The sequence below is a fragment of the Aeromonas sp. S41-2 genome (assembly GCF_027705845.1).
GTDB lineage: Bacteria > Pseudomonadota > Gammaproteobacteria > Enterobacterales > Aeromonadaceae > Aeromonas > Aeromonas hydrophila.
The window spans coordinates 184492-207939 of the sequence record NZ_JAPDCG010000006.1 but is presented as its reverse complement, the minus strand read 5'-3'; the positions used below and the strand labels follow the sequence as shown (position 1 = coordinate 207939).

Below are 23448 nucleotides of genomic sequence, written 5' to 3'. Positions count from 1 at the left end.
GTTGGCCAAAGCGGACCTTCAGCCTAAGCAGCAACCCTGCGGCAAGGTCAAGCCCTGCCGAGCCGACGGCCGGACAATTTCTGGCTTATCCGCTTGCCAGCAGAGACATGGTCGTCAAGCCAGCGCCAGGGTTACCGCCGCCTCGGCGTGAATGGCGGTGGTGTCGTAGAGCGGCACCGCGGCCTCGGCCTCCCCCACCAGCAGGGCTATCTCGGTGCAACCGAGGATCACCGCCTGAGCGCCAGCGACCGCCAGCCCCTCGATGATGGCCAGATACTCGGCCCGCGATGCGTCGCGAATGTCGCCAAGGCACAGCTCGTCATAGATGATGCGGTGCACCCGCTCCCGCTGCGCCGCATCAGGCACCAGCACCTCCAGCCCGAATTTGTCCTGCAAGCGCCCCTTGTAGAAATCCTGCTCCATGGTGAAGCGGGTGCCGAGCAGGCCGACCCTTTGGATCCCGTCCGCTTGCAGCTGACGCGCGGTGGCATCGGCGATATGGAGCAACGGGATGTCGATGGCGGCCTCGATCTCGGGCGCCACCTTGTGCATGGTGTTGGTGCCGATCAGCAGAAAGTTGGCGCCGCCGGCCTGGATGGCCTGCGCCTCGGCCGCCAGCAAGCGGGCGGTGGCGGGCCAGTCCCCGATATGCTGCAGCCGCTCTATCTCGGCAAAGTCGACGCTGCTCAGCAGCACCCGCGCCGAGTGCAGACCGCCGAGACGCTCGCGCACGCCCCGGTTGAGCGCCTGATAGTAGCTGACGGTGGACTCCCAGCTCATGCCACCCAGCAGACCGATACATTTCATGGGACCTCCTTGTGTAAAACGATCATGCAAACCGAGCGAAGGGCGGCGCGCATCATCGCACCGCTCCAAGAATAAAAAAGGCCCCGCAGGGCCAACAAGACAGCCGGTAAAGGCCCGGGCGCAGACCCGGACTAAATCCAGATCATCAGCACGCAGGCCGCCGTGGCGACCCCCATGCCGAGATTGAAACGACGCCAGCCTCTAGCGGTGCGAATGAGGCGGCGCACCTGGGCACCGAACAGCACCCAGAAGGCCCCGGTATAGAGGCCGGTCACGAAGAAGATGCCGAGCACCCAGATGGCGGAGGGCCAGTAGGCCTCTCCCGCCAGGGTGAAGCCGCTGATGGCGGAGAGCGCCATCATCCACGCCTTGGGGTTGAGCAGTTGCAGCATGGCCCCCTGATGGGCCGGGATCAGCGGCCGGTTGCCCTCGGCCGGGCCGCTGGCGGTCGCCACCTTCCAGGCCAGCCAGAGCAGGTAGGCCGAGCCGATAAGCTTGAGCCCGTCATGCAGCAGCGGCAGCTGCTCGAACATCACCCCCAGTCCCAGCGCCGTGGCCAGGATCATCAGGTTGATCCCCCCCACCACCCCCACCAGCAGGGGCACGCTGCGGCGAAAGCCCTGGGCCGCACCGGCGCTGGTGAGCAGCATGTTGTTGGGGCCCGGCGTACCGCACGTGATGAGGGCAAAGCCCGCCAAGGGAAGCAACCAGTTCAGATCCATCTCAACCTCTTGATGATGCAGGGCGCCGACTCGGCGACAAGCCTTCTAATATGCAGAGCCGGTGCCCGTCAGACAAGGCCGCAGATGCACTTTCTTCGCATCTTTATGCGGCCCCTGGCAGCACTCAGTACCAGAGCATCACCACGCAGAGCGCGGTCAGCGCCCCCAGGCTGCCGTTGAGCCGGCGCCAACCTCTGTCAGAGTTGATCCAGCGACTGAGCTGATGACCGAACAGCACCCAGGCAAAGCAGACTGGCAATCCGGCCATAGGGAAGACGGCCATGATGCCCCACAGACTCGGCCAGTAAGCACTGCCCGGCAGACTGAACAGACTGATGGCGGAGATCCCCATCATCCAGGCCTTGGGGTTGAGGAACTGAAAGCCCAGCCCCTCCAGCAGGGTCAGCGGGCGCGAACGTCGTTCCGGATCGCCGGGGGCACCGGCCACCGCGATGCGCCATGCCAGCCACAGCAGATAGAGGCTGCCCAGCACCTGCAGGCTCAGCTTGAGCAGCGGCCAACGCTCGAACAGGGGGTAGAGCCCCAGCGCCAGCACCAGTTGCAGGACGGGTTGTCCCACCACGACACCGATCAGATGAGGCAGGGTGCGACGCACCCCGAAGTTGGCGCCGGAGGCGGTCAGCATGAGGTTGTTGGGGCCCGGCGTGCCGCAGGTGAGCAACGCAAAGCCAAACAGGGTGGCATACCATTCGATCGTCATCTTTGTACTCCTGAACTGCGCACATTGTATCGATACAATGTGCCACTTTTGGTTGTTATCGGGTTCAAATTCACGCTATATTGCCGATACATTTCGATCAATGGATTTATTGTCACCATGACAATCTGGACCCCGGACCTCACCCCCTTCGCAGGCCCCCTCTACCTCAAACTGGTGAAGGCCATCGAGCAGGCCATTCAGGACGGCTCCCTGCCGCCCGAGACCCGGCTGCCCACCCACAGGGCGCTGGCGGACAAGCTGGGAGTCACCGTCGGCACCGTCACCCGCGCCTATGGCGAGGCGGAGCGGCGCGGGCTGCTGGCCGCCCGGGTGGGGCACGGCACCTGGGTCAAGGGGGATCATGAGGATCCGGCCAACGCCTGGGTGATCCGCAAGGAGGAGGGGCACCGCATCGAGTTGTGGCAGAACCTGCCGGTGCAGCTGGATCGGGCCGCCATCATCCGCCCCATGCTGGCGGAAGTGGCGGACGGAGATCTCAACGCCCTGCTCGGTTATGACAAGGAGGCGGGCCAGCCGAGCCAGCGCCAGCTGTTCATCGACTGGCTGGCCGAGCAGGGAGTGGCGGGCAGCGAGGAGTATCTGCTGTTCAGCCACGGCGCCCAGCACGGCATCATGCTCTCCCTGCTGGCCACCGGCTGCGTGGGGGAGACCCTGTTCTGCGAAGGGCTCAGCTACCCTGGCATGCTGGGCAATGCCCGTCAGCTGAAGAATCAGGTGGTGGGGCTGGCGATGGACGCAGAGGGACTGCTGCCCGACGCGCTGGAGGCGGCCTGCCGCACCCGCCGCGCCAAGCTGCTCTACCTCACCCCCACCCTGCAAAATCCCACCACCGCCACCATGAGCCTGGCGCGGCGCGAGGCCATCGTCGCCATCGCCCGTCGCCACGACCTGCTGATCATCGAGGATGACGTCAACGGCCTGCTGCCCCAGCAACCGGTGACGCCGCTGGTCAATCTGGCGCCGGAACGAGTCATCTATCTGGGCAGCCTGGCCAAGATCGCCTGTGGCGGCCTGCGGGTCGGCTTCGTGCTGACCCCGCCGGCCCTGCGCGGCGCCTTCGCCCAGGCGATGCGGCTGTCGAGCTGGATGGTGAGCCCGCTGCTCATCGAGCTGGCCTGCAAGCTGGTGAGCCAGCGCCAGATCATGCCATTGGTCGAACAGCAGCGGCAGATCCTGGCACGTCGCGGCGAGCTGCTGCGCCACCTGCTGCCGGGGGCCTGCTGGCAGGCGGGCTCCATGCACGCCTGGCTGCCGCTGCCGGAACCCTGGCGCAGCCAGGAGTTCGCCGAGGCCGCCAACGCCCTTGACGTCGGCGTGGCCAGCGGGGAACACTTCGCCGCCGGCCAGTTCGCCGCCCCGCAGGGCGTGCGGCTGAGCCTGAGCCAGCCAGCCACCGACGCCCGCGTCGCCGAGGGGCTGGAGCGGCTCGCCAGCCTGCTGCGCGCCGCGCCGCCCACCAATACCCTGCTATAGTCAGCCCCGGCCCAGCCCATCCGTGCGCTCAAAGGAGAGCCCATGTACCCGACCCGCGCCCCCTTGTTGCTCCTCACCCTGCTGCTGGGGGGCTGCGCCTCCCCCGCTCATCAACAGCTGGGGACCGCGCTAAGCGGGCTGGAGGGGGAGTTGCAACGGCTGGAAGAGGAGCTGGCGGCGATGAACGGCCTGCACTATCAGAAGGCGATCGATGCCCCCCTCAGCCTGCGCCGACGGCTGAGCGCCCCCGTCCCCACGGCAGAGGGGCTGCTGCCCAGCCGCAGCGCGCTGACAGACGGCCCCCTGCTGCGCTACGACTACCGGCTGCCGGCCGGCATGGCCAGCCTGCCCCTCACCGAGCCCTGCCTGCGCTACGAATTCGAACTGCGCCACCTGGGCCGCCTCGGCCAGCTCGCCCTGCACTGGCAGGGAGCGGCGGGCTCGGGGGAGCAACGGATCCAGCAGCGCGACTGCCCCTTCTCGGCCAAAGGGCCCGGTCTGCAATAGGCCCGCCGCCGGCCGACCTGCCCCTATGGTCAGTTGAAAGGGGCGAAGCCATCTTGTAGCGTGCCAGCATCCCGACTCCTGCTGGAAGCGCCCATGAAACTGACTCCCCTGTGGCTGGCCCTGTGCAGCCTGCCCACCCTGGCCTGCGGCCCGGATGGCTGCGAGACGCCGCTCACCCTGCAACTGACCGCCGCCCAGTGCCACCTGAACGGGCTGCCGTTCCTCTCCCCCGACAACGACACCCGCACCAACCTGGCGCTGCTGCTGGCCGATGAGCAGGCCTTCTCGCTGCCCAAGGCGCCGCTGCCGCTGCCCTTCGCCATCGAGGATCTGCTCAACCCGGCCCTGCTCAACCCGACCCAGGCCGAGCCGGCCCCCGCCGGATCGGATCCCCTGCTGGCACTGGCCGCCGGTCTCGGCATCGAGCAGAACACCACCCAGGCCGCCCTGGAACGGGCCGCCGGCTGGAGCGAGGGGCGCTGCATCAGCAACAATCCGGTCGCGGCCGAAGCCTTCCTGCAGGCGCTGGTCGACACCCCGGCGCTTGGCGCCGACGAGCGCAGCCAGCTGGCCCGCCAGCGGCTGACCATGCTGGGCCAGTGCGCCCAGCAGGTCGAAACGGCCACGATGCAGGAGGACAAGGCCGCACCGCTGTCGGCCGCCGGCCAGGGCTTTGCCGACTACCTGGCTGCCAGCCGACTCTTCTATCAGGGGGAGTTCGCCCAGGCCGATGCGCTGTTTGCCGCCCTCGCCGGGCAGGATCAGCCCTGGCTGAAAGAGACGGCGGATTACATGCGGATCCGGGTCGCCCTCAACCAGTCCCAGCAAAGCGCCTTCGATGACTGGGGCACACTGGATCGCAACCAGATTGACCAGGCCGCCGTGCAACGCGCCGAGCAGTTCATCGTCGACTATCGCAGCCGCTACCCAGAGGGGCGCTATCTCGACTCCGCCAACGGACTGCTGCGCCGGCTCGCCTGGTTCAAGGGGGATGAGGCGGCGCTGGCCGGCCTGTTCCAGCAGGCGAGCCGCCAGCCGGGCAACCCGGAGCTGCTCAACGAAATAGACCTCAAGCTGCTGATGCAGCCCGGCTTCACCGGCTCAGCCGCCATGCCGCAGCTGACCCTGGTGCAGGATTTGCGCCGGCTGCGTTTGCATGAGAGTTGGGACGAGTGGCAACCGCTGCAATCCGGCGAGCTGGTCCAGCAGAGCGCCCAGTTTGCCAGCAACCCGGCCTGGCTCTCCTACCTGCAGCAGGCCGAGCGCTACTATCTGGCCAAGGATTATGCCGCCGTCATCGCCGCCGCTCCCGCCCTCGGCAAGGGACCACTCGACAACCTGGCGTTCAGCCAGCAGGTGCTCAAGGGCATGGCGCTGGCGGCCAGTCAGGCGCTGCCCGAGGCGGAGCAGCAGTGGCGCGCCCTGCTCGCCAGCCAGCCCACCCCCTTGCAGGATCAGCTGCTGCAGCTGGCGCTGGCCATGACCCTGGAGCGGGCCGGCCGGCTGGAGCAGGTGTTCGCCAAGGAGAGCCCCATCCAGAGCGATCACTACCGCATTCCGCTGCTGGAGTACGTGGCACCGGCCCCGCTGCTGCGCCGCATGGTGCAGGATGAGCAGGCCTCCGACACCCTGCGCCAGCGCGCCGGCCACACCCTGCGCTACAAGCAGCTGACCCACGGCGACTACCGGGGCTTCCTGCAGGATCTGGCGCTGGCCCCGCTGGCCGCCCCGTTTGACTGGCAAGGGAGCCAGGAGTATCAGTGCCCGGCGCTCACGGCGGTGGTCACCACCCTGGCGGACAACCCCAAATCCCCCAAGGCACTCAACTGCCTCGGCGAGTTTTTCCTGAGCCAGGGGCTGGACTGGGATCCGCTCCTGCAGCGGCCGGGCGCCGACACCCTGGCGGGCAGCCGGGATCTGTTTGCCGGCCAGCAGCGCAGCCGGCTCGACTGGTATCAACAGGTGATCACCAGCCCCAAGGCCGCCAAGGAGGAGAAGGCGTACGCCCTCTACCGCGCCATCAACTGTTACGCCCCGAGCGGCAACAACAGCTGCGGCAGCCAGGAGATCCCCCTAAGCCAGCGCAAGGGCTGGTTCAACACCCTCAAACGCCAGTACGGAACGAGCCAGTGGGCCAAGCAGCTCAAATATTACTGGTGATGCTGGCGCTGCTGGGCGCCGAGACCAGCGCCGCCGTCGAGGCGAGCCACTACCGCCAGTTCTGGCTGTGGGCCGGGGTCAGGCCCCAGCCGGTGCTGCAACAGGCCGAGCGGCTCTATCTGCATCAGGGGGAGATAGGCCCGCTCGATGCGCGCCAGCCCGTGCGCTTTCAGGGGCAGGGCATAGCGCCGAGCAAGCTGCCGGTAAAGGAGCTCTGGCTCGCCTACCGGGTAGAGCGGCTCGACTGGGATGAGGCCCTGCTCAAGAACCTGACCAACCAGCTGGCGGCCTGGCAGCGCAAGGGCAATGGGGTGCGCGGCGTCCAGATCGATTTTGATGCCCGCACCCACCGGCTGGCGGACTATGGCGACTTCCTGCGCCAGCTCCGTCGCCAGCTGCCCGCCGACTGCGCCATCAGCATCACCGGCCTGCTGGACTGGACCCGCACCGGCGATGTGACGACCCTCAACGCCCTTGCCGGCGTGGTCGACGAGCTGGTGGTACAGACCTATCGCGGCCGCCGCACCGAGCCGGGCTACGCCCGCTACTTGCAGGCGCTGACGCGGCTGACCCTGCCTTTCAAGGTAGGGCTGGTGCAGGGAGGCGAGTGGGATCCAACGTGGGAGAGCAGACTGGCCGATTCGGCTGCCTATCGCGGTGCGGTGGTGTTTCTCATCAACCCGCCAGGTGCCTAACGCCGGGGAGGAATTGACCGCCCCCAGGCTGGCGTCGAGCGTGGTAGCTCTTTGACTCCGGCAACATGCCATACTTGTCCGTACCCTGAACCAGCCAAGGAGCGCCAAGGATGCAGATCCTCCTGATCGAAGATGATGCCATGCTCAGCACGGCCCTCTCCCGAGGGCTGAATGAGCAGGGGATCACCCCCGCCCAGCTGACCCATTGCAAGGAGCTGGCGACCCTGCCCACCCTGCTGCGCCAGCAGTCGTTCGATGTGGTCATCTGCCGCCAGTACCACCATCAGGCCCGTGAGGGGGGGCGCTTGCTGCAGGAGGCCCACTATCTGGGTCTGCTCGAACCGGGCTGCGTGCTGCTGCTGCTGGACGAGGATCACGATCAGCTGCAGTTTCCCCCTTCCGACCTCTACTTTCCGTTGCTGCTGCCCATGCCGTTCACCGCCGATCAGCTCACCGCCAGTCTGCGCGAACTGGTGCAGCTGACCGGGCTGACCCGCACCCTGCCCGCCCCGATGAAGCTCAGGGAGTGGCAGGTCAGCTGCGCCCTGTGCGAGGACCTGCTCTATCAACAGCAGAAGTACCGGGAGCTGGGGCCGCTGCTGGACAGGATCAAGGGCTACATGCTGCTGCAGCATCAGGATCACTTTCACGCCGCCCAGCACTACGCGGTCTGCACCACGGAGCACGATGCCTGGTGGCCGCGCAAGGGGTTGATCCACGCTCTGCTGGGGCTGAACAAACTGGAAAGTGCGCGCAAGGATCTGGCCCGCAACCGGGAACGGCTGCCAGCACCCCTGCAACTGGAGCTGGCGCTGGCCTGTCTGCTGCACGAGCGGCAGTGGGAAGGGGCCTGGGACGTGCTCACCCTGCTGTTGCAAAAGCAGGCCTGGCAACCGGAGTGGCGCCAGGCGGCCATTCTGCTGGCGCTGCTGCTCAAGGACGAGGGCAAGGCGCTGGAGCAGGCCAACGCCCTCAGCCTGCGCTTCTTCGGCGATCACAAGTTCCGGGTGTCCATCGATAACTTCATCCTCAATGCCAGCCTGGCGGTGCTCTGGCACTACCCGAGCGCCGCCCGGATCAGTGCCTTGCAGCAGGAGTATCGCTACCTCAGCCAGGCGGTGACCCTGCGGGCCCACGAGGAGGCCCTGCTCAAGGCGCTGATGCTGAGCCTGGACTATCGCTTCGACGAGGCCCTGTTGCTGCTCGCCAAGCACCCGCCGGAGAGCGCGCGGGATCACCACCTCAACCAGCTGCTCGGCTTTGCCGTCAGCCAGTTCTGCGGCCTGCCCCACCATGCCCAGCGCTACCTGAGCCAGCTCAGCCAGTATCAGGCCAGGGTCGCCCCGGCCCCGCTGGTACAGCAGCTGTTCAAGCAGGTCATCGGCGATTTCATGAAACAGCTGGAGCGGCGCGAACTGCGGCTGACCTACCTGCGCCAGGAGCGGCAACGGGCCAGCGCGGCGGGTCAGCACCAACTGGCCGTGCAGTATGCGCTGACCCTGCAGGAGGAGTTCCCCGCCCTGCCCGGCGATGCCTGGCAACTGCTGGAGCTGCTGCAACTGTGCTGGCCGGCCGGCATGGCCGCCCCCAGGGTGGCCCTGCTGGTGGATCGGCTGGAACGGCGCCTCAACCACAGCGCCTCCTTCATGGAGCACCACGCCGAGGAGTACCACAAGACCCTGCTGCAGATCCGCTCCCACCTCAATCCCCGCCTGCCCACCACGCCCCCCAACTAGGCCCGGTCAGCCGGGCCGAGGTTACAGCAGCCCGCGCACCAGAATGCCGGCGATCAGCAGCGGCGCCACCAGCCGCCAGCACCAGAGCAGGCAGCCGCGCAGCAGCGGCGACAGGCCATCAGGCAGCACGGACTCACCCAGTCGCCAGCCCAGCAGCAGGGTCAGCACCAGGCCGAACAGCGGCATCATCAGGTTGGAGGTGAGATAGTCCAGCAGATCGAAGATGGTCTTGCCGAACAGGGTCAGCTCGCTCCAGGGGCCGAACGACAGGCTGACCGGAATGCCGGACGCCATGATCAGCAGGGTCAGCACCCGGCAGGCACCGCGCCGCGACCAGCCCCACTCCTCGGTGGTGAAGCGTACCAGGTGCTCCAGCATGGAGATGGAGGAGGAGAGCGCCGCCACCAAGAGCAGCAAGAAGAACACTACTGCCAGCCCCTGGCCGAACGGCAGATGGTTGAACACCGCCGGCATGGTCATGAAGGTGAGCCCTGGCCCGGCAGTCGGGTCAATACCGGTAGAGGCCAGCACCGGGAAGATCATCAACCCCGCCAGCACCGAGATGAGGCTCGCCAGGGTCACCACCCAGACGCCGGAGCGCAGCACGCCCTCGCTGCTGGGCAGATAGGCACCATAGGTGGTGTGCACGCCAAGCCCGATGGAGAGGGAGAAGAAGGCCAGCCCCAGCGCGTCCAGCACGCCCTGGCCGGTCAGCATGGAGAAGTCCGGCAGCAGGAACTGGCGCACCCCGGCCATGGCGCCGGGCATGGAGAGGCCAGTCACCACCAGCAGCATCATCATCACGAACAGGGCCGGCATCATCCAGCGCAGCGCCCGCTCCACCCCCTTCTGCAGGCCTCCCTGCACGAACCACCAGGTGAGGCCGGCAAACACCAGATGGGTCAGCACCGGCCACCAGGGGTGGCTGACATAGCCGTTGAACAAGGCGGTCAGCGCCGTGCCCTCGCTCAGGTTGAGCTGCCCGCTCACCGCCAGCGCCGCGTAACCCACGGTCCAGCCGCCCACCACGCTGTAGAAGCTGTAGATGAAGAAGCCGCACAGGATCCCCATGTACCCCATCCAGCGCCAGTTCGGCCCCACCAGCTTGTGGAAGGCACCGAGCACCCCGCGCTGGCTGCGGCTGCCGAGCAGGGTCTCACCCACCAGCACGGCCACCCCCAGGGTGAAGCTGAACAGCAGAAACATCAGCAGGAAGGCACCGCCGCCGTTGGTGGCCGTCACATAGGGAAACTTCCAGATGGCGCCAAGGCCGATCGCCGAACCGGCGGCTGCCAGCACATGACCGATACGGGAAGACCACTGAACCTGGCTCATACAACCTCCGGGCAAGACAACATCACATCGATACTCCATGGGTAACCGCGCTGGGCGGGGCAACAAAAAAGGCCGCCTGGTGGCGACCTTTGCAATGAACATTCAGACAAACTGCGCGTGCAAGGTCACCTCTCTTGCGAGCTAAAAAATCGACCGAACAGGGCAACGCGACGTGGCATGAATAATCTGATCTGAATGCTGAAAAGGGATCACAGCCTAAACCATGGAAAGAAAAATTGACACAACATGACCAAACTTTTTTTCATGCGGCCAAAAAAAGTTTGTTTTCACCCGGCCGGCGCCAAAAATCAGCGCCGTAGCCTCCCCGCCCACGGCCTTGAACGATAATAGTCTTAGCTTGGGCGGGTTCGGTGCAACCGGATGGGACCGACCTGCCCTGCCACTCCCTTGCGCAACATGGATGTACCGACGTGACGCACCTGACCGGATACTGGATGAAATGGCTGCTGCCCTGGCTACTGTTGCCCGGCCTGGCGCAGGCCACGCAACCCCCGCTGACCCTGCTCAGCCACGAGCTGCCCCCCTTTACCCACACCAGCGACGGCAAGCTCGGCGGGCTGGCGGTGCAACTGGTGCAGGAGGCCCAGCAGGAGATGGGGGTCGACTACCCCATCAAGATCTACCCCCTCAAGCGGGCGCTGGCGCTGACCCGGGTCGAGCCCGGCTTCGCCCTGTTCGTCATTCTGCGCACGCCTCAGCGGGAGCCCCAGTTCAAGTGGGTAGGGCCGCTGTTTCTGAACCGGGTGGTGATCTACCAGACCAGGGGCAGCCAGCCGCTGACCGATCTGGCCCAGCTGCGCCAGCTGGCGCGGGTCGGCGTGCTGCTCGGCAACGCCGATGACGAGCTGCTCACCCGCGAGGGCTACACCAACCTGGTGCGCTGCCAGACCATCGAAGATGCCATCGAACGACTGATGCTCGGCAAGATAGATGCCTTCCCCATGGGGGAGCAGATCATGCCGGCCATCCTGGCCAAGATGAAGTTCTCCCCCCGCAGCGTGGTGAACTCCGGGCTGCTGCTGCAGGAGAACTGGCTCTACATCGTCTTCTCGAAGAGCGAGGATGACGCCGTGATCGCCCGCTGGCAGGCGGCCATCGACAAGGTCAGAGACCGTCACCAGCAGCCGCAGCAGCCCATCCGCCAACCCTGATTACACCAGCCCGCGCACCAGGATGCCGCCGATCAGCAGCGGTGCCAGCCAGCGCCAGCAACCCATCACCAGAGTACGCCAGTGCAGCGCCAGCCCGGTGGGCAAGGCCTGGCGACCCAGTTTCCAACCCAGCAGCAGGGTGAGCGCCAAGCCGAACATGGGCATCATCAGGTTGGAGGTGACGAAATCGAGCAGCTCGAAGATGTTCTTGCCAAACAGGGTCACCTGCGCCCAGGGCCCGAACGACAGGCTGACCGGAATGCCGCCCGCCATCACCAGCGCGGTGATGAGGCCGCAAGCGGCCCGCCGTGACCAGCCCAGGCTCTCGCTGACGAAGCACTGCAGGTGTTCCAGCAGCGAGATGGCCGATGACAGCGCCGCCACCACCAGCAAGGCGAAGAACACCACCGCCAGCCCCTGGCCGAACGGCAACTGCTGGAACACCGCCGGCATGGTCATGAAGGTGAGACCCGGGCCGGAGGCGGGATCGATGCCGGTCGCCGCCAACACCGGGAAGATCATCAAGCCCGCCAGCACGGCGATGAGGCTTGCCAGCAGCACCACCCAGAGGCTGGAGCGGCCGACCCCGTCACTGGAGGGCAGGTAGGCGCCATAGGTGGTGTGAATGCCAAGGCCGATGGAGAGGGAGAAGAACGCCAGCCCCATGGCGTCGAGCACGCCGGACATGCCGAGCTTGCTGAAATCCGGCATCAGGAAGTGGCGCACCCCGGCCATGGCGTTGGGCAGGGTCAGGCCGAAAGCCACCAGCATCAGGATCATGATGAACAGGGCCGGCATCATCCAGCGCAGGGTGCGCTCCACGCCCTTCTGCACGCCTCCCTGCACGAACCACCAGGTGAGCCCGGCAAACAGCAGGTGGGTCAGCACCGGCCAGAGCGGATCCCCCACATAGTCGTTGAAACGGGCGGTGAGGGCCGCGCCGTCACCGTGCTGCAGACTGCCCGCCAGCGCCATGCCGGTGTAGCCCAGGGTCCAGCCGCCCACCACGCTGTAGAAGCTGTAGATGAGCAGGCTGCTGAGCAGCCCCATGGCGCCGACCCAGCGCCAGCGCTTGCCCATCAGTGCACCGAAGGCCCCCACCACCCCGCGCCGGCTCAGGCTGCCGAGCAAGGTCTCCCCCATCAGCACCGCCACCCCCAGAGTGAAGCTGAACAGCAGAAACACCAGCAGGAAGGCGCCACCGCCGTTGGCGGCCGTCACATAGGGGAACTTCCAGATAGCGCCGAGACCGACTGCGGAACCGGCGGCGGCCAGGATATAACCGAGCCGGGATGACCATTGGGACTGCTTCATAAGAACTCCAACCGTGGGGCCCGCCACAAGGGGCCCAGAATGACGCTCAGAGTACGGGGGGGACTGCGCAATCACAACGCCGCTTATCTGGATAAAACGCGCATTATTGGCATCATTAACTAATTAAATTATATTTAACGCGCAATCCTGCCAAAAAATAAAAACCGGAGCAATTTTGCTCCGGTTTTACAGGGTGGTGAGCCTGGCCCGGGGACTAGATCACCCCCAGCTCCCGCAGTCGTTCCATCAGGTAGCTGTGGGCGGTGTGACGCTCGGAGAGCACCACGTCCGGGCGCGGGTGAAGGAACAGCGGCAGGGAGATGCGCGACTTGCTGGCGCTGCCACCGGTCGGGTTGATGACGCGGTGGGTGGTGGAGGGGTAGTAGCCGTGGGAGGCCTCCTGCAGCATGTCACCGATGTTGATGATGAGGGTGCCAAAATCGCACGGCACGTCCATCCACTCGCCATCGGAACCCTTCACCTGCAGGCCCGGCTCGTTGGCGGCGGGCAGTATGGTCAGCAGGTTGATGTCTTCATGGGCGGCGGCGCGGATGGCACCCGGCTCCTCGGTGCCGTCGAACGGCGGGTAGTGCAGCACCCGCAGCAGGGTCTTCTGGCTCTCTTCAATCATGGAGGAGAGCGGGCAGCTGTAGTGGGCGGCGATGTCGCTCGGGGTGTACTGCTCGACCCAGCCCAGCAGCTCGGCCGCCAGGTTGTTGGCGAGCCGGTAGTACTCCATCGCCTGCTCTTTCAGCTCGGCCGGCATCTGGCCCCAGGGGTAGAGGTGGAAGTACTCCTTGATGTCCTTCTGGCTGTGGCCCTTGGCCACCTCGGACACCGACGGCGGGAAGTAGCCGTCCTGGGTCTCGCGATTGAACAGGAAGTCCTGCTTCTGCTCGCTCATGAAGAAGCGGTACCAGTTGTCATAGATGGACTGCACCAGCTCTTTCGGGATGGGGTGATTGGTCAGTACCCCGAAGCCGGTGGTCCGCAGGGATTCGGTGAAGCGCTGCGCCGCATCGGGCGAGCGGTAATCGACGGTCAGGACTTTCATTGTTTTTGTTACGCGCCAGTTAAAAGATGGCGCAGTTTACCCCGTGACCGGCCACAAGGAAAGGGCGCGGGTCACCACGCCGCCAGCCCGCGCAAATAGTGACAAACCGCTCAGAAAACGGCGCCGGCCAGCACCGTTTTTCATCCCTTGTCCTGCCCCGGCATCCTCTCTAGAATGCCCCCATCATCCCTCTCGGAGCCCGTCGTCCATGTCCCCCAAGATCCTGTTGCTGACCCTGCCTTTCCTGCTCGCCGGTTGCAGCTCGCTGTCGGAAGAAGAGTGCCGCACCATGAGCTGGTACAACCTGGGTTATCAGGACGGCGAGCAGGGCAAGACCCGGGCCGCCACCCGCGACTACGTCTCGACCTGCGGCGAATACGGCCTCAAGGTGGACGAGGCGGAGTGGAAACGGGGTTATGCCAAGGGGCTGGAGCTCTACTGCATTCCGGAGCTCGCCTACAGCAAGGGCAAGTCCGGCGCCGAGTATCAGGGCGTCTGTCCCAACGATGCCAGCTTCCTGACCCAGTACGATCGCGGCCGCCAGGAGTACCTGGTGGAGAAACAGCTCAGCGACCTCAAGAGCGACATGGAGCGGACCGAGCGCGACATCGAGACGCTGGAGCGCCAGATCCGCAACGAGAACGACAGCAAGCAGCGCGACTACTACCGCGCCCAGCGCGAGCGCGCCATCCGCCACTACGAGGGGCTGCGCCGTGACTACAACCGGATCCGCTTCCCGGATCGGGTGATCCAGTTCTCCTTCGGGAACTGACAAACAAAAAAGGGGCCGACATGGCCCCTTTCTGTTGCTGTTTCTGCCCCTCAGGCGGGCAGAACCCAGCGCTGCAGCGCCAGCGCGATGCCATCTTCGTTGTGATCGGCGGTGACCCGATCCGCCAGCGCCTGGATCTGTGATGCCGCGTTGCCCATGGCCACCGCCAGCCCCACCTGCTCGAACATGCTGATGTCGTTGTTGTTGTCGCCAAACGCCACCACGTTCTCCATCGCGATCCCCTCGCTCGCCGCCCACTGGGCCAGCCGGTTGCCCTTGCTGCAGCCGGGTTGCACCAGCTCCACCGCATAGGGTGCCGCCCAGTCACGGGTAAAGGGCAGTTGCTCCACCACCTCTGCCATGAAGTGATGGAGCAGGGCGGGATCCTGGTTGAACAGCTCCAGCTTCCAGACCGGCCGGCTGAGCCAGCTCGCCAGATCCTCCGCCGGCAGCAGGGAGATCTTGAGATGATCCGGCTGGCTCGCCGACCAGTGACGCATCCGGGTCACATGCTCCTCGCAGCCGAGGTAGCCGATCCCCTCGTCGAGGTGGAACAGCGCCCCCATCTGGTGCGCCTGCACCTCCGCCAGCAGCCGGCTGAGGGGAGCCACCGCCAGCGGATCCCCGACCTGGATCTTCTCCTGCACCGGATCATAGAGGTAGGCGCCGTTGCTGCAGATGATGGGAGTGTCGAGGGCCAGCTCGTGATGGAAAGGACGGGCCGTCATGAAGTGGCGCCCCGTCACCAGCAGCACCTTGATGCCGTGGGCGCGGGCCTGGGCCAGCGCGGCCCGGGTGGCGGACGAGATCTTGTGATCCCGGGTCAGCAAGGTACCGTCCATATCCAACGCAATGGCCTGAAAACGACTCATATCACCTCCAAAATGTCGAAACGAATGCGGCACCTTACCAACCCGCTTTCAACGCCATGCCTGATAACGACTCATGTCACCGCCAACATGTCGAAACGAATGCGGCGCCATACCAACCCGCGTTCAAATAACGATTCATGCCACCGCCAAAGGCTGAGCATAGCGGGGAGCACCGGGCGATCGGGCAAGCAAGGCAAAGAGCCATACCGTCCCAGAGTCGGCGCCACGATGCAAGCGCCGGTTGCCCCCTTCGCGTCGTTCTGTGATCCCGTCAACCAGCTTCCATCTGGACGTCGAGCCGCTGCCGCCGATCCGCCGCCCGGCGCAGGCCATAGAAGCCAACGGCACAGAGCAGGCTGCACAGCGCCGCCAGATAGAAGGGCCACTCGGTGCCCGCCAGCAGCACCAGACTGCCGACTACCACCGCCAGGATCTCGCTGCCCACCGCCAGCCCGCGATAGAGCCCCATCGCCTGCCCCTGCTGCTCGGCATGGCTGCGGTTGGAGACCGCCACCGAGGTCGCCAGCTCTCCCAGGCTCATGCCGATGCCGGTGGGAATAAAGGTGAGAGCCAGCCCCCACCAGTGGCCGGGCAGCACGAACATCAGCATGCCCGCCGCCATCACCAGATGGCCGACCACCCCCAGACTGCTGCCACGCCAATGACGAGCCAGACGTGAGCCCAGCCAGGATCCCAGGATCATGGGCACGCTCACCAGCACGGCGGCCTGTGCCAGCTGCACCGGATCCCAGGCCAGCCGCTCCACCAGCCAGACGTTGAAATAGGTGAAGTAGAGCTGCACCGCGCCGTAGCTGAGCAGGGTCAGCACGAAGTAGGGCAGCAGCGCCGGTTGCAGCAGTAGCTGGCGGGAAGAGAGGGCCGGTGCCGGCTGCTCACTGCGGACCGCCGCCGGCCGATTGGGCAGCAGCCAGAGCACCAGCAGCAGGTTGACCAGGGTCATGGCTACCGCCAGCCAGGCCGCCAGGCTGTAATCGCCAGACACCACGGCGGCATAGCCGCCGATCATGGGGCCCACCACCCAGCCCAGGTTCATGCCGATGTTGATCCAGGCGAAGCTGCACGCCTTGGTTTTGGCGGTGCTCATGTCGGCCGCCATGGCCTGCACGATGGCGATGTCACCATTGAAGAAGCCCTCCACCACCCGGCTCAGCAACAGCAGCGGCAAGGATCGCCAGGCGATCCCCAGCGCCATCAGGGCGTAGCCCACCAGCACGCCCACCAGACAGAGGGTCAGCACCGGCTTGCGGCCATGACGATCGGAGAGCTTGCCGAGCCAGGGAGCCCCTACCAGTTGAAACAGTGGATAGAGCCCCATGATGACCCCCAGCCACACCTTGCGGCTCCAGTCCGACGCTGCCGGCGTCAGCATGCCCTGGGCCGGATCCAGCAACAGCGGCGCCAGCACCGGAGACGGCAGACTGAAGCCCGCCACCGCCAGCGTCACCGTCATCACCAATACCCACAGGCTGGCCTGCCCCTTGATCCCTTCCATGTCCGCCCCATTAAATAAAGTTATTGGTTTATTTATGTTGGCAATCAAACCAGATTAAGTAAAGCGAATTGTTGATTTAAAAAATCCCCCTCCCCATAATGCTCTTATCCATGCCAGAACCGCGGCCGCACCTGCCGACGATGAGAGCCTTGCCATGAACGCCAGCACCGACAAGATATTGTTTCTGCTCAAGAGCCACGGCCCACAGAGTGCCGCCGAGCTGGGAGAGCAGTTGCAGATGACCTCCATGGGGGCTCGCCAGCACCTGATGACGCTGGAGGCCGACGGCTGGGTGAGTTTCAACGACGAGGCCCGCGGGCGCGGTCGACCGGTACGCTTGTGGCATCTGACCGAGCAGGCCTGGCAACGCTTCCCCGACAGCCACAGCGAACTGACGCTGCAGCTTATCGACAACATCCAGCAGCTGTTTGGCGAAGTGGGCATGGAGCGGCTGATCGCCCAGCGGGAGCAGCAGCAGCTGGCCCGTTATCAGGCCGAGCTGACCCAGCCGGCGCTGGCCGACCAGCTGGCGGCACTGACGGCGCAGCGCACGCGAGAGGGCTATATGGCGGATTTTCGCCAGGAGGAGGATGGCAGCTGGCTGCTGTGGGAGAGCCACTGCCCCATCTGCGCGGCGGCACGGGCCTGCCGGGGCTTTTGTCGCAGCGAGCTGGAGATGTTTCGCCGCTTGCTGGCGCCGGCCGGGGTGGAGCGGGAGCAGTATCTGCTGGAGGGGGATCACCGCTGCCTCTATCGCATCAGGCCGCAGCCCTGATCCGCAAACGCCAGAAACAACAAAGCAGGCGCCGGGATGCCTGCTTTGTTGCCTTCGGGGAGGGGATGCTCTCGTTCCAGCCCGTCGTTGCCCGATAAGGTGAGACGGCTGATGGGGTTGTTGACCCGGTAAGGTCCTTCACCACAGAGACCGGGTTGGGTTTCTGTCTTGCCACCGGAAGATGTAACCATGGTATCCCTGCCGGCCCGGTGAGTGGTTGCGAAGTAGCATGTATTTTCAGTTGTTTTTGCAATAGTTCACCCTTAATCTAGGAAAAGTGAATTAGTAATTGCAACAAGGAACGGAGAATGCTGAAACTTGATCGCATAGACAGGCATATTCTGGAGTTGATGCAGGAGAATGGCCGCATCAGCAACCTGGAGCTGGCCGAGCTGGTCGGGCTCTCCCCCTCCCCCTGCTCCCGCCGGGTCAAGGCGCTGGAGGATGCCGGTCTCATCGACACCCACGTCACCCTGCTCAACGCCCGCCAACTGGGGCTGACCCTCACCGCCTACATTCACATCTCCATGGACCGGCACACCCCGGAGCGGTTCGAAAATTTTGACCGCGCCATCAGTGAGCTGCCCGAAGTGCTCGAGTGTGACCTCATCACCGGCAACGATGCCGACTACCAGCTCAAGGTGGTGGTGCGGGACATGGAGCACTACCAGCACTTCCTGCTGGACAAGCTGACCCACATTCCGGGGGTGACCGGGGTGCGCTCCAGCTTCGTGCTGCGCCGGATCAAGCACAAGACGGCGCTGCCGCTCAACCATCTGGGCTGACCGCCAGCCCTGCTCGGCGGGCCAGACTGGATAAAAGAAGAGGAGGCCACTGGCCTCCTCTTCTTTTATCTTCAGTCAGCGGCCTGTACTCAGACCGCTACCTGGCTGACATCCTGCACCTGCAACAGCCAGCCTGCCTGCTCCTGCTGGGGCTCGCCGCTGACCCGCAGCCGCTCGCCGGTCGGCACCCACTGCCCCTCGGGCAGGGAGACCAGCAGGCTCTCGCTGCCGTTGTCGAACAGCCAGCGATCTTCACCCAGCGACTCGATCAGATAACCTTCCATCTCCACTCTGGACTCGGCTTGCCAGGATGGCGCAACGGAATCACGGCTCTCGATGAAATCCCCCTGAACACCAAAACTGGCCAGCCCCCACAGAATGGAGAGCCCAACCAACGATGATTGCATCTCGTCTCTCCTCTTTTGGAACTGTAGGGCCAGTATGGGAAGAGAAAACTGAGCGCACCATGAACAAGATGGCAAAGTGCCGACGGGATCGCGAAAAAAACCGGCCAGTCGGCCGGTTGTGTCATTTTATGGCGCCTGGATCACACTATTTGGCGGCTTCCTCTGCCATCCGTGCGGCTCTTGGCTTATTCGTCCACATGGCAACACCGCGATGATCCGCGCAGATCCCCTCCTCCACCACGGCCCGCACCCGGGTGCCGTCCTTGCAGATAGCCTGCCAGGCATCGGCATCGTCGATGGCCATCGAAGGGGCATGGGGGCCAGAACTGCAGGCGGTCAGCAACAGGGCAAACAGGGGCAACAGGAGTTTCATGGGGTGGATCCTCAGGCTGGATGGATGGGCCGCACTCAGCGCCCCAGTTGCGCCGAGATGCGATCGCAGAGCTGCTTGAGCTGGGCCAGTTCAGCATCGGCCAGATCCACCTGATTGCGCAAGTTGTCCGCCAGACAGCACTCCCTCACCTCCTGCTGCAGCTGACGCCCCGCCTCGGTCAGGCCGATGCATTTTTGCCGCTCATCCTCGCTGGAGACGGTGCGGGTCAACCAGCCCTTGCTCTCCAGCCGCTTGACGATGGGGGTCAGGGTGCCCGCATCCAGCCCGGTTTCCTGACCAATCTCCTTGAGGCTGACCTCGTCCCGCGCCCACAGCGACAGCATCACCAGATACTGGGTGTAGGTGAGATCCAGCTTGTCCAGCAGCGGCCGATAGGCCCGCATCACCGCATTGGAGGCGCTGTAGAGGGCAAAACAGACCTGCTTTTTCAATTCACTCATGGGGCACCTCGCTGACGACTGGGGCCAGTATACCCCAGGAAAATCGGGGGTCGAATAATTTGCACACAAAATAGTTGTCAGCCCGCATTTTCAGGATTAGTCTGGATTTACTTTGCACACAAACAAAATCAGAGACCCCGACATGAAGACGCTCTATCGCACTCAAGCCATCGCCCAGGCCGGCCGCAACGGTGAAGTTCACACTCTGGACAACAGCCTGCAGCTGGCACTGGCCCTGCCGACCGCCTTCGGCGGCACTGGCAAGGGCAACAACCCGGAACAGCTGCTGGCCGCCGGTTATGCCGCCTGCTTCTCCAATGCGCTGATCCACGTGGCCCACAAACTCGGCGCGCCCCTCTCCAGTGCTCCCGTCACCGCCGGGGTCGAATTGCTGGCGCTGGACGATGGCCGCTTCAACTTCGCCATCACGCTGGACGTAGCGCTCGCCGCGACCCAACCTGAACAGGCGGCGCAGGCCGAGCAGATAGTGCGGCTGGCCCACCAGACCTGCCCCTTCTCCAACGCCATGCGGGGCAATGTGGTCACCCGGCTGCTGCTCAACGGCGCCCCGCTGGATGAAACGGCGTGAACCCGTTCAACCTCAACCCCTTGGAAATAGCCATGCTGGCGACTCGCAGGTTGCCAACCCCCCTCACCCTGGAGAAAAAACCATGAATCAGTCCAGCCATCAGATCCAGCTGCTGCGTCGCCCGGTCGGCCTGCCCAGTCTGGCCGATTTCACCCTGACCGAAGTGACCCTGCCCGAGCTGCAAGAAGGAGAGGTGCAGGTCGCCAACCAGTGGCTGTCGGTGGATCCCTACATGCGCGGTCGCATGAGCGAAGCCAAGAGCTATGTGCCCCCCTTCCCCCTCAACGGCCCCCTCGATGGCGGCGCCATCGGCGTGGTGGAAGCCTCCCGTCACCCGGACTTTGCGGTGGGTGACCGGGTGAGCAGCATGCTGGGTTGGCGCGATCGCTTCGTCGCCAACGGCGCCCAGCTGACCAGACTGCCCGACACCCGCTTGCCACCCCAGCTCTTTCTCGGCGCCCTCGGCATGCCGGGCATGACCGCCTGGACCGGGCTCAACCGCATCGCCAAACTGCAGGCCGGTGAAACCGTGCTGGTGTCGGCCGCCTCCGGCGCCGTCGGCTCCATGGTGGTGCAGCTTGCCAAACGGGCGGGGGCCCGCGTCATCGGCTCCACCGGGTCGGCCGACAAGGTGGCCTACCTCAAGAGCCTGGGGGCCGACGAGGTGATCAACTACCGTGAGACCCCGGATCTCGATGCCGAGCTGGCCCGGCTGGCACCGGAGGGGATCCATGTCTACTTCGAGAACGTGGGGGGCGCCATGCTGGACGCCGCCCTCAACCACATGGTGGTGCACGGTCGCATCGTGATGTGCGGCCTCATCGAGCAGTACAACGGCCAGAGCGAGGCGAGCGGCCCGCGCAACCTCTCTCAGGTGATCCGCAAGCGCCTCACCATGCAGGGGCTGATCGTGTTCGATCACTGGCAGCATTACGGCGAGTTTCTGGCCGAGGTGACCCCGGCCTTCGACGCCGGCACCCTGCAGGCCGAAGAGACAGTCTATCAGGGGCTCGCCAGCATGCCGCAGGCCTTCATCGGGCTGTTCGAGGGGCGCAATACCGGCAAGATGCTGGTCAAGCTGGCGTGATCCGCAGCACTGGTGCCTGACGCCGTAGACTACTTGCATGACGGGCCCATCCACCCTAAGGTGGGCCCGTTTTTTATGGTGAAATTCGCCGTTTCAGCGGCCAGATCATCCCTGCAAGGAGCTCTTCTTATGTCTACCCCTTATCCCCGCGTCGGTGTCGGCGTGATCCTCACCAACCGCCAAGGCCAGGTGCTGCTTGGCAAGCGCAAGGGCAGCCATGCCCCCTACTGGTCCATCGCCGGCGGCCATCTGGAGCTGGGAGAGACGTTCGAATCGGCAGCGATCCGGGAAGTGGCCGAGGAGACAGGTTTTCAGATCAGCAACCCCAACGTCATCGCCGTCACCAACAACCTGGAGACCTGGCGTGAAAGCGGCCTGCACTATGTCTCGGTCACCCTGTTGGCCGAGGTAGAGGGAGAACCCCAGCTGCTGGAGCCGGAGAAGTGCGAAGGCTGGATCTGGTGTGACCCGTGCAACCTGCCGGAGCCCCACTTCGATGCCAGCCGCCAATCGATAGCCTGCTGGCTGGCTGGCCGTTGCTATCTGCCGACGCCAAACCAGCCCACCCCATAGTCCATCGCTTGCTGGCTGGCGAATCGTTGCTACCTGCCAACCTCAAGCCAGCCGGCCCCATAAGCCATCGCCTGCTGGCTGGCCGGCCGTTGCTATCTGCCGACGCCACACCAGCCCACCTCATAGACCATCGCCTGCTGGCTGGCGAATCGTTGCTACCTGCCAACCTCGAGCCAGCCGGCGCCATAAGCCATCGCCTGCTGGCTTGCTGGCCGTTGCTATCTGCCTCAACCAGGCCAGCCGATGGAGTGACCTGCGACTGACAAGGCGCGGCTACCTGCCAGCAGCCCCCTGATTTGTCATAAAAAAGTCACCGCTTTGTCATATCATCGGGGTCGATGATGACAACGAGGGAGTGAGGACGTGGGGCAGGTGTTTATTCAGTTTTTATGGTTGGGCTGTGTCAGCTTCGGCGGACCCGCAGCCCATATCGGCTACTTCCAGCGCACTTTCGTCGAGCGGCTGGGCTGGCTGACCCAGGCCGAATTCGCCCAGTTGCTGGCCCTCTGCCAGCTGCTGCCGGGCCCCGCCTCCAGCCAGCTCGGCTTTGCCATCGGCCGCCAGCGGGCCGGGCTCGCTGGGGCACTGGCCGCCTTTGCCGGTTTCACCCTCCCCTCCTTCCTGCTGTTGCTGGCCGCCGCCATCGGTCTGGACCAGCTCGGCAACAACGTCTGGCTCGATGCCACCCTGCACGGCCTCAAGCTGCTGGCGCTGGTGGTGGTCGCCGATGCGGTGCTCACCATGAGCCGCCAGTTCTGCAAGACGACGCGCAATCAGGGGATCATGGTCGCCACCGCGGCTGCGCTCTGGTGGCAGCCCGGCCTGCTCACCCAGCTCGTCATGCTGGCGGGCGCCGCCCTGCTCTGTGCCCGCGTCGGCGCGCCGCAAACACCGGGCCCACAGCCCTCACCCGCTCAGTCCATCCCTGTGCACCAACCCCACTGGCCCACCCTGCTGCTGTTTGCCCTGCTGTTTGTCGGCCTGCCACTGCTGGGGGGCCCCGTCGGCCAGCTGGTCGCCGACTTCTACCGGGCCGGCAGCCTGGTGTTCGGCGGCGGTCACGTGGTGCTGCCCCTGCTGGCCGAGAGCGTGGGCCACAGCCTCAACCAGCAGCAGTTCCTGACCGGCTACAGCCTGGCCCAGCTGGTGCCAGGCCCCATGTTTACCCTGGCGACCTATCTCGGCGCCCAGTTGCTGCCAGCTAGCCCGATGGGCGGCGCCCTGTTGGCGACCCTGGCACTGTTCCTGCCCGGCTTTCTGCTGCTGTGGGCCATGGGTCCCTGCTGGCAGAGCTGGCTGGCCCGCCCTCGCCTCGCCGGTGCCGTGGCCGGCATCAACGCCGCCGTGGTGGGTCTGCTGCTGGCGGCGCTCTATCAGCCGGTCTGGCAGAGCGCCGTGCTGGCCCCCACCAATCTGGCGCTGGCCGCCATCGGCTTCTACCTGCTGCGGGTACTCAAGCTGCCGATTCTGGCGCTGGCCACCCTGCTGGTGGTCGCCACCCTGCTGCTGGCCTGATAGGCCCAG

25 protein-coding genes are annotated in these 23448 nt (G+C 65.1%); 13 read left to right on the top strand and 12 right to left on the bottom strand.

All coding sequences use genetic code 11. The features are described 5' to 3' along the window. Window positions 1–114: 114 nt before the first annotated feature. The 3 genes from OKC44_RS15725 to OKC44_RS15715 form a co-directional block, all read right to left on the bottom strand. The gene (locus OKC44_RS15725; protein WP_270813969.1) at window positions 115–807 is read right to left on the bottom strand and encodes an aspartate/glutamate racemase family protein; all 693 of its coding nucleotides are present in this window, start codon (window positions 805–807) and stop codon (window positions 115–117) included. A gap of 131 nt (window positions 808–938) precedes the next feature. Beyond that, complete coding sequence (locus tag OKC44_RS15720) at window positions 939–1529, bottom strand: LysE family translocator (protein WP_017411093.1); 591 nt, start codon at window positions 1527–1529, stop codon at window positions 939–941. A gap of 124 nt (window positions 1530–1653) precedes the next feature. Continuing rightward, a complete protein-coding gene (locus tag OKC44_RS15715; RefSeq protein WP_016351932.1) occupies window positions 1654–2250 on the bottom strand; it encodes a LysE family translocator in 597 nt (198 codons plus the stop codon). Window positions 2251–2367: 117 nt separating this feature from the next. Between OKC44_RS15715 and OKC44_RS15710 the strand changes: the two genes are divergently transcribed. From OKC44_RS15710 to OKC44_RS15690, 5 genes are all read left to right on the top strand, one after another. Beyond that, window positions 2368–3744 carry an aminotransferase-like domain-containing protein gene (locus OKC44_RS15710; protein ID WP_270813966.1) on the top strand — a complete coding sequence of 459 codons (1377 nt, stop codon included), beginning with the start codon at window positions 2368–2370 and terminating at the stop codon, window positions 3742–3744. A 42-nt stretch (window positions 3745–3786) separates the two neighbouring features. Next, complete coding sequence (locus OKC44_RS15705) at window positions 3787–4251, top strand: hypothetical protein (protein WP_270813963.1); 465 nt, start codon at window positions 3787–3789, stop codon at window positions 4249–4251. A 93-nt stretch (window positions 4252–4344) separates the two neighbouring features. After that, window positions 4345–6411 carry a hypothetical protein gene (locus tag OKC44_RS15700; protein WP_270813960.1) on the top strand — a complete coding sequence of 689 codons (2067 nt, stop codon included), beginning with the start codon at window positions 4345–4347 and terminating at the stop codon, window positions 6409–6411. Continuing rightward, a complete protein-coding gene (locus tag OKC44_RS15695; RefSeq protein WP_011707337.1) occupies window positions 6381–7106 on the top strand; it encodes a DUF3142 domain-containing protein in 726 nt (241 codons plus the stop codon). The genes OKC44_RS15700 and OKC44_RS15695 overlap by 31 nt, the downstream gene beginning before the upstream one ends. 110 nt (window positions 7107–7216) lie before the next feature. Beyond that, the gene (locus OKC44_RS15690; protein ID WP_270813956.1) at window positions 7217–8842 is read left to right on the top strand and encodes a hypothetical protein; all 1626 of its coding nucleotides are present in this window, start codon (window positions 7217–7219) and stop codon (window positions 8840–8842) included. Between the two features lie 21 nt (window positions 8843–8863). On the opposite strand, the gene OKC44_RS15685 is transcribed toward OKC44_RS15690, so the two are convergent. Then, window positions 8864–10177 carry a sodium-dependent transporter gene (locus OKC44_RS15685; protein ID WP_029304843.1) on the bottom strand — a complete coding sequence of 438 codons (1314 nt, stop codon included), beginning with the start codon at window positions 10175–10177 and terminating at the stop codon, window positions 8864–8866. 455 nt (window positions 10178–10632) lie between these two features. On the opposite strand from OKC44_RS15685, the gene OKC44_RS15680 reads away from it, so the two are divergent. Further along, a complete protein-coding gene (locus OKC44_RS15680; protein ID WP_171281567.1) occupies window positions 10633–11349 on the top strand; it encodes a substrate-binding periplasmic protein in 717 nt (238 codons plus the stop codon). Here the strand turns inward: OKC44_RS15680 and OKC44_RS15675 are convergent, their stop codons facing one another. Together OKC44_RS15675 and OKC44_RS15670 are read right to left on the bottom strand one after the other, a co-directional pair. Beyond that, the gene (locus OKC44_RS15675; protein ID WP_102987980.1) at window positions 11350–12663 is read right to left on the bottom strand and encodes a sodium-dependent transporter; all 1314 of its coding nucleotides are present in this window, start codon (window positions 12661–12663) and stop codon (window positions 11350–11352) included. A 214-nt stretch (window positions 12664–12877) separates the two neighbouring features. After that, window positions 12878–13717 carry an isopenicillin N synthase family dioxygenase gene (locus tag OKC44_RS15670; RefSeq protein WP_024945812.1) on the bottom strand — a complete coding sequence of 280 codons (840 nt, stop codon included), beginning with the start codon at window positions 13715–13717 and terminating at the stop codon, window positions 12878–12880. 208 nt (window positions 13718–13925) lie between these two features. On the opposite strand from OKC44_RS15670, the gene OKC44_RS15665 reads away from it, so the two are divergent. Further along, entirely contained in the window at window positions 13926–14489 is a 564-nt protein-coding gene (locus tag OKC44_RS15665) for a DUF2799 domain-containing protein (protein ID WP_011707344.1), read from the top strand. 50 nt (window positions 14490–14539) lie between these two features. Here the strand turns inward: OKC44_RS15665 and OKC44_RS15660 are convergent, their stop codons facing one another. Further along, window positions 14540–15361, bottom strand: a complete 822-nt coding sequence (locus tag OKC44_RS15660; protein ID WP_101616523.1) for a Cof-type HAD-IIB family hydrolase — start codon at window positions 15359–15361, stop codon at window positions 14540–14542. 271 nt (window positions 15362–15632) lie between these two features. Further along, the gene (locus OKC44_RS15655) at window positions 15633–16874 is read right to left on the bottom strand and encodes an MFS transporter (protein ID WP_270813948.1); all 1242 of its coding nucleotides are present in this window, start codon (window positions 16872–16874) and stop codon (window positions 15633–15635) included. A 154-nt stretch (window positions 16875–17028) separates the two neighbouring features. Here OKC44_RS15655 and OKC44_RS15650 point away from each other — a divergent pair, with 154 nt between their 5' ends. Then, window positions 17029–17649, top strand: a complete 621-nt coding sequence (locus OKC44_RS15650) for a helix-turn-helix transcriptional regulator (protein ID WP_270813946.1) — start codon at window positions 17029–17031, stop codon at window positions 17647–17649. Here OKC44_RS15650 and OKC44_RS15645 read toward each other — a convergent pair. Beyond that, window positions 17625–17840, bottom strand: coding sequence for a hypothetical protein (locus OKC44_RS15645; RefSeq protein ID WP_123785047.1), 216 nt, complete (start codon window positions 17838–17840; stop codon window positions 17625–17627). The two genes, OKC44_RS15650 and OKC44_RS15645, sit on opposite strands and share 25 nt — an antisense overlap. Before the next feature lie 117 nt (window positions 17841–17957). Between OKC44_RS15645 and OKC44_RS15640 the strand changes: the two genes are divergently transcribed. Next, window positions 17958–18434 (top strand): Lrp/AsnC family transcriptional regulator, encoded by a 477-nt coding sequence (locus tag OKC44_RS15640; protein ID WP_005304871.1) that lies wholly within the window; start codon window positions 17958–17960, stop codon window positions 18432–18434. Window positions 18435–18523: 89 nt separating this feature from the next. Here OKC44_RS15640 and OKC44_RS15635 read toward each other — a convergent pair whose 3' ends face one another. The 3 genes from OKC44_RS15635 to OKC44_RS15625 form a co-directional block, all read right to left on the bottom strand. Continuing rightward, window positions 18524–18841 (bottom strand): hypothetical protein, encoded by a 318-nt coding sequence (locus tag OKC44_RS15635; protein WP_016351944.1) that lies wholly within the window; start codon window positions 18839–18841, stop codon window positions 18524–18526. A 145-nt stretch (window positions 18842–18986) separates the two neighbouring features. Then, window positions 18987–19214, bottom strand: a complete 228-nt coding sequence (locus OKC44_RS15630; RefSeq protein ID WP_029302207.1) for a hypothetical protein — start codon at window positions 19212–19214, stop codon at window positions 18987–18989. 35 nt (window positions 19215–19249) lie between these two features. After that, the gene (locus OKC44_RS15625; RefSeq protein ID WP_016351946.1) at window positions 19250–19675 is read right to left on the bottom strand and encodes a MarR family winged helix-turn-helix transcriptional regulator; all 426 of its coding nucleotides are present in this window, start codon (window positions 19673–19675) and stop codon (window positions 19250–19252) included. A gap of 142 nt (window positions 19676–19817) precedes the next feature. Here OKC44_RS15625 and OKC44_RS15620 point away from each other — a divergent pair, with 142 nt between their 5' ends. The 4 genes from OKC44_RS15620 to chrA all read left to right on the top strand — a co-directional run bounded on the left by OKC44_RS15620 (window position 19818) and on the right by chrA (window position 23439). Next, window positions 19818–20264, top strand: coding sequence for an organic hydroperoxide resistance protein (locus OKC44_RS15620; protein ID WP_270813943.1), 447 nt, complete (start codon window positions 19818–19820; stop codon window positions 20262–20264). 82 nt (window positions 20265–20346) lie between these two features. Beyond that, complete coding sequence (locus tag OKC44_RS15615) at window positions 20347–21351, top strand: NADP-dependent oxidoreductase (RefSeq protein WP_270813942.1); 1005 nt, start codon at window positions 20347–20349, stop codon at window positions 21349–21351. 129 nt (window positions 21352–21480) lie between these two features. Next, complete coding sequence (locus OKC44_RS15610; RefSeq protein ID WP_270813939.1) at window positions 21481–21924, top strand: nucleotide triphosphate diphosphatase NUDT15; 444 nt, start codon at window positions 21481–21483, stop codon at window positions 21922–21924. A gap of 363 nt (window positions 21925–22287) precedes the next feature. Continuing rightward, complete coding sequence (chrA, locus tag OKC44_RS15605) at window positions 22288–23439, top strand: chromate efflux transporter (RefSeq protein ID WP_270813936.1); 1152 nt, start codon at window positions 22288–22290, stop codon at window positions 23437–23439. Window positions 23440–23448: the final 9 nt, after the last annotated feature.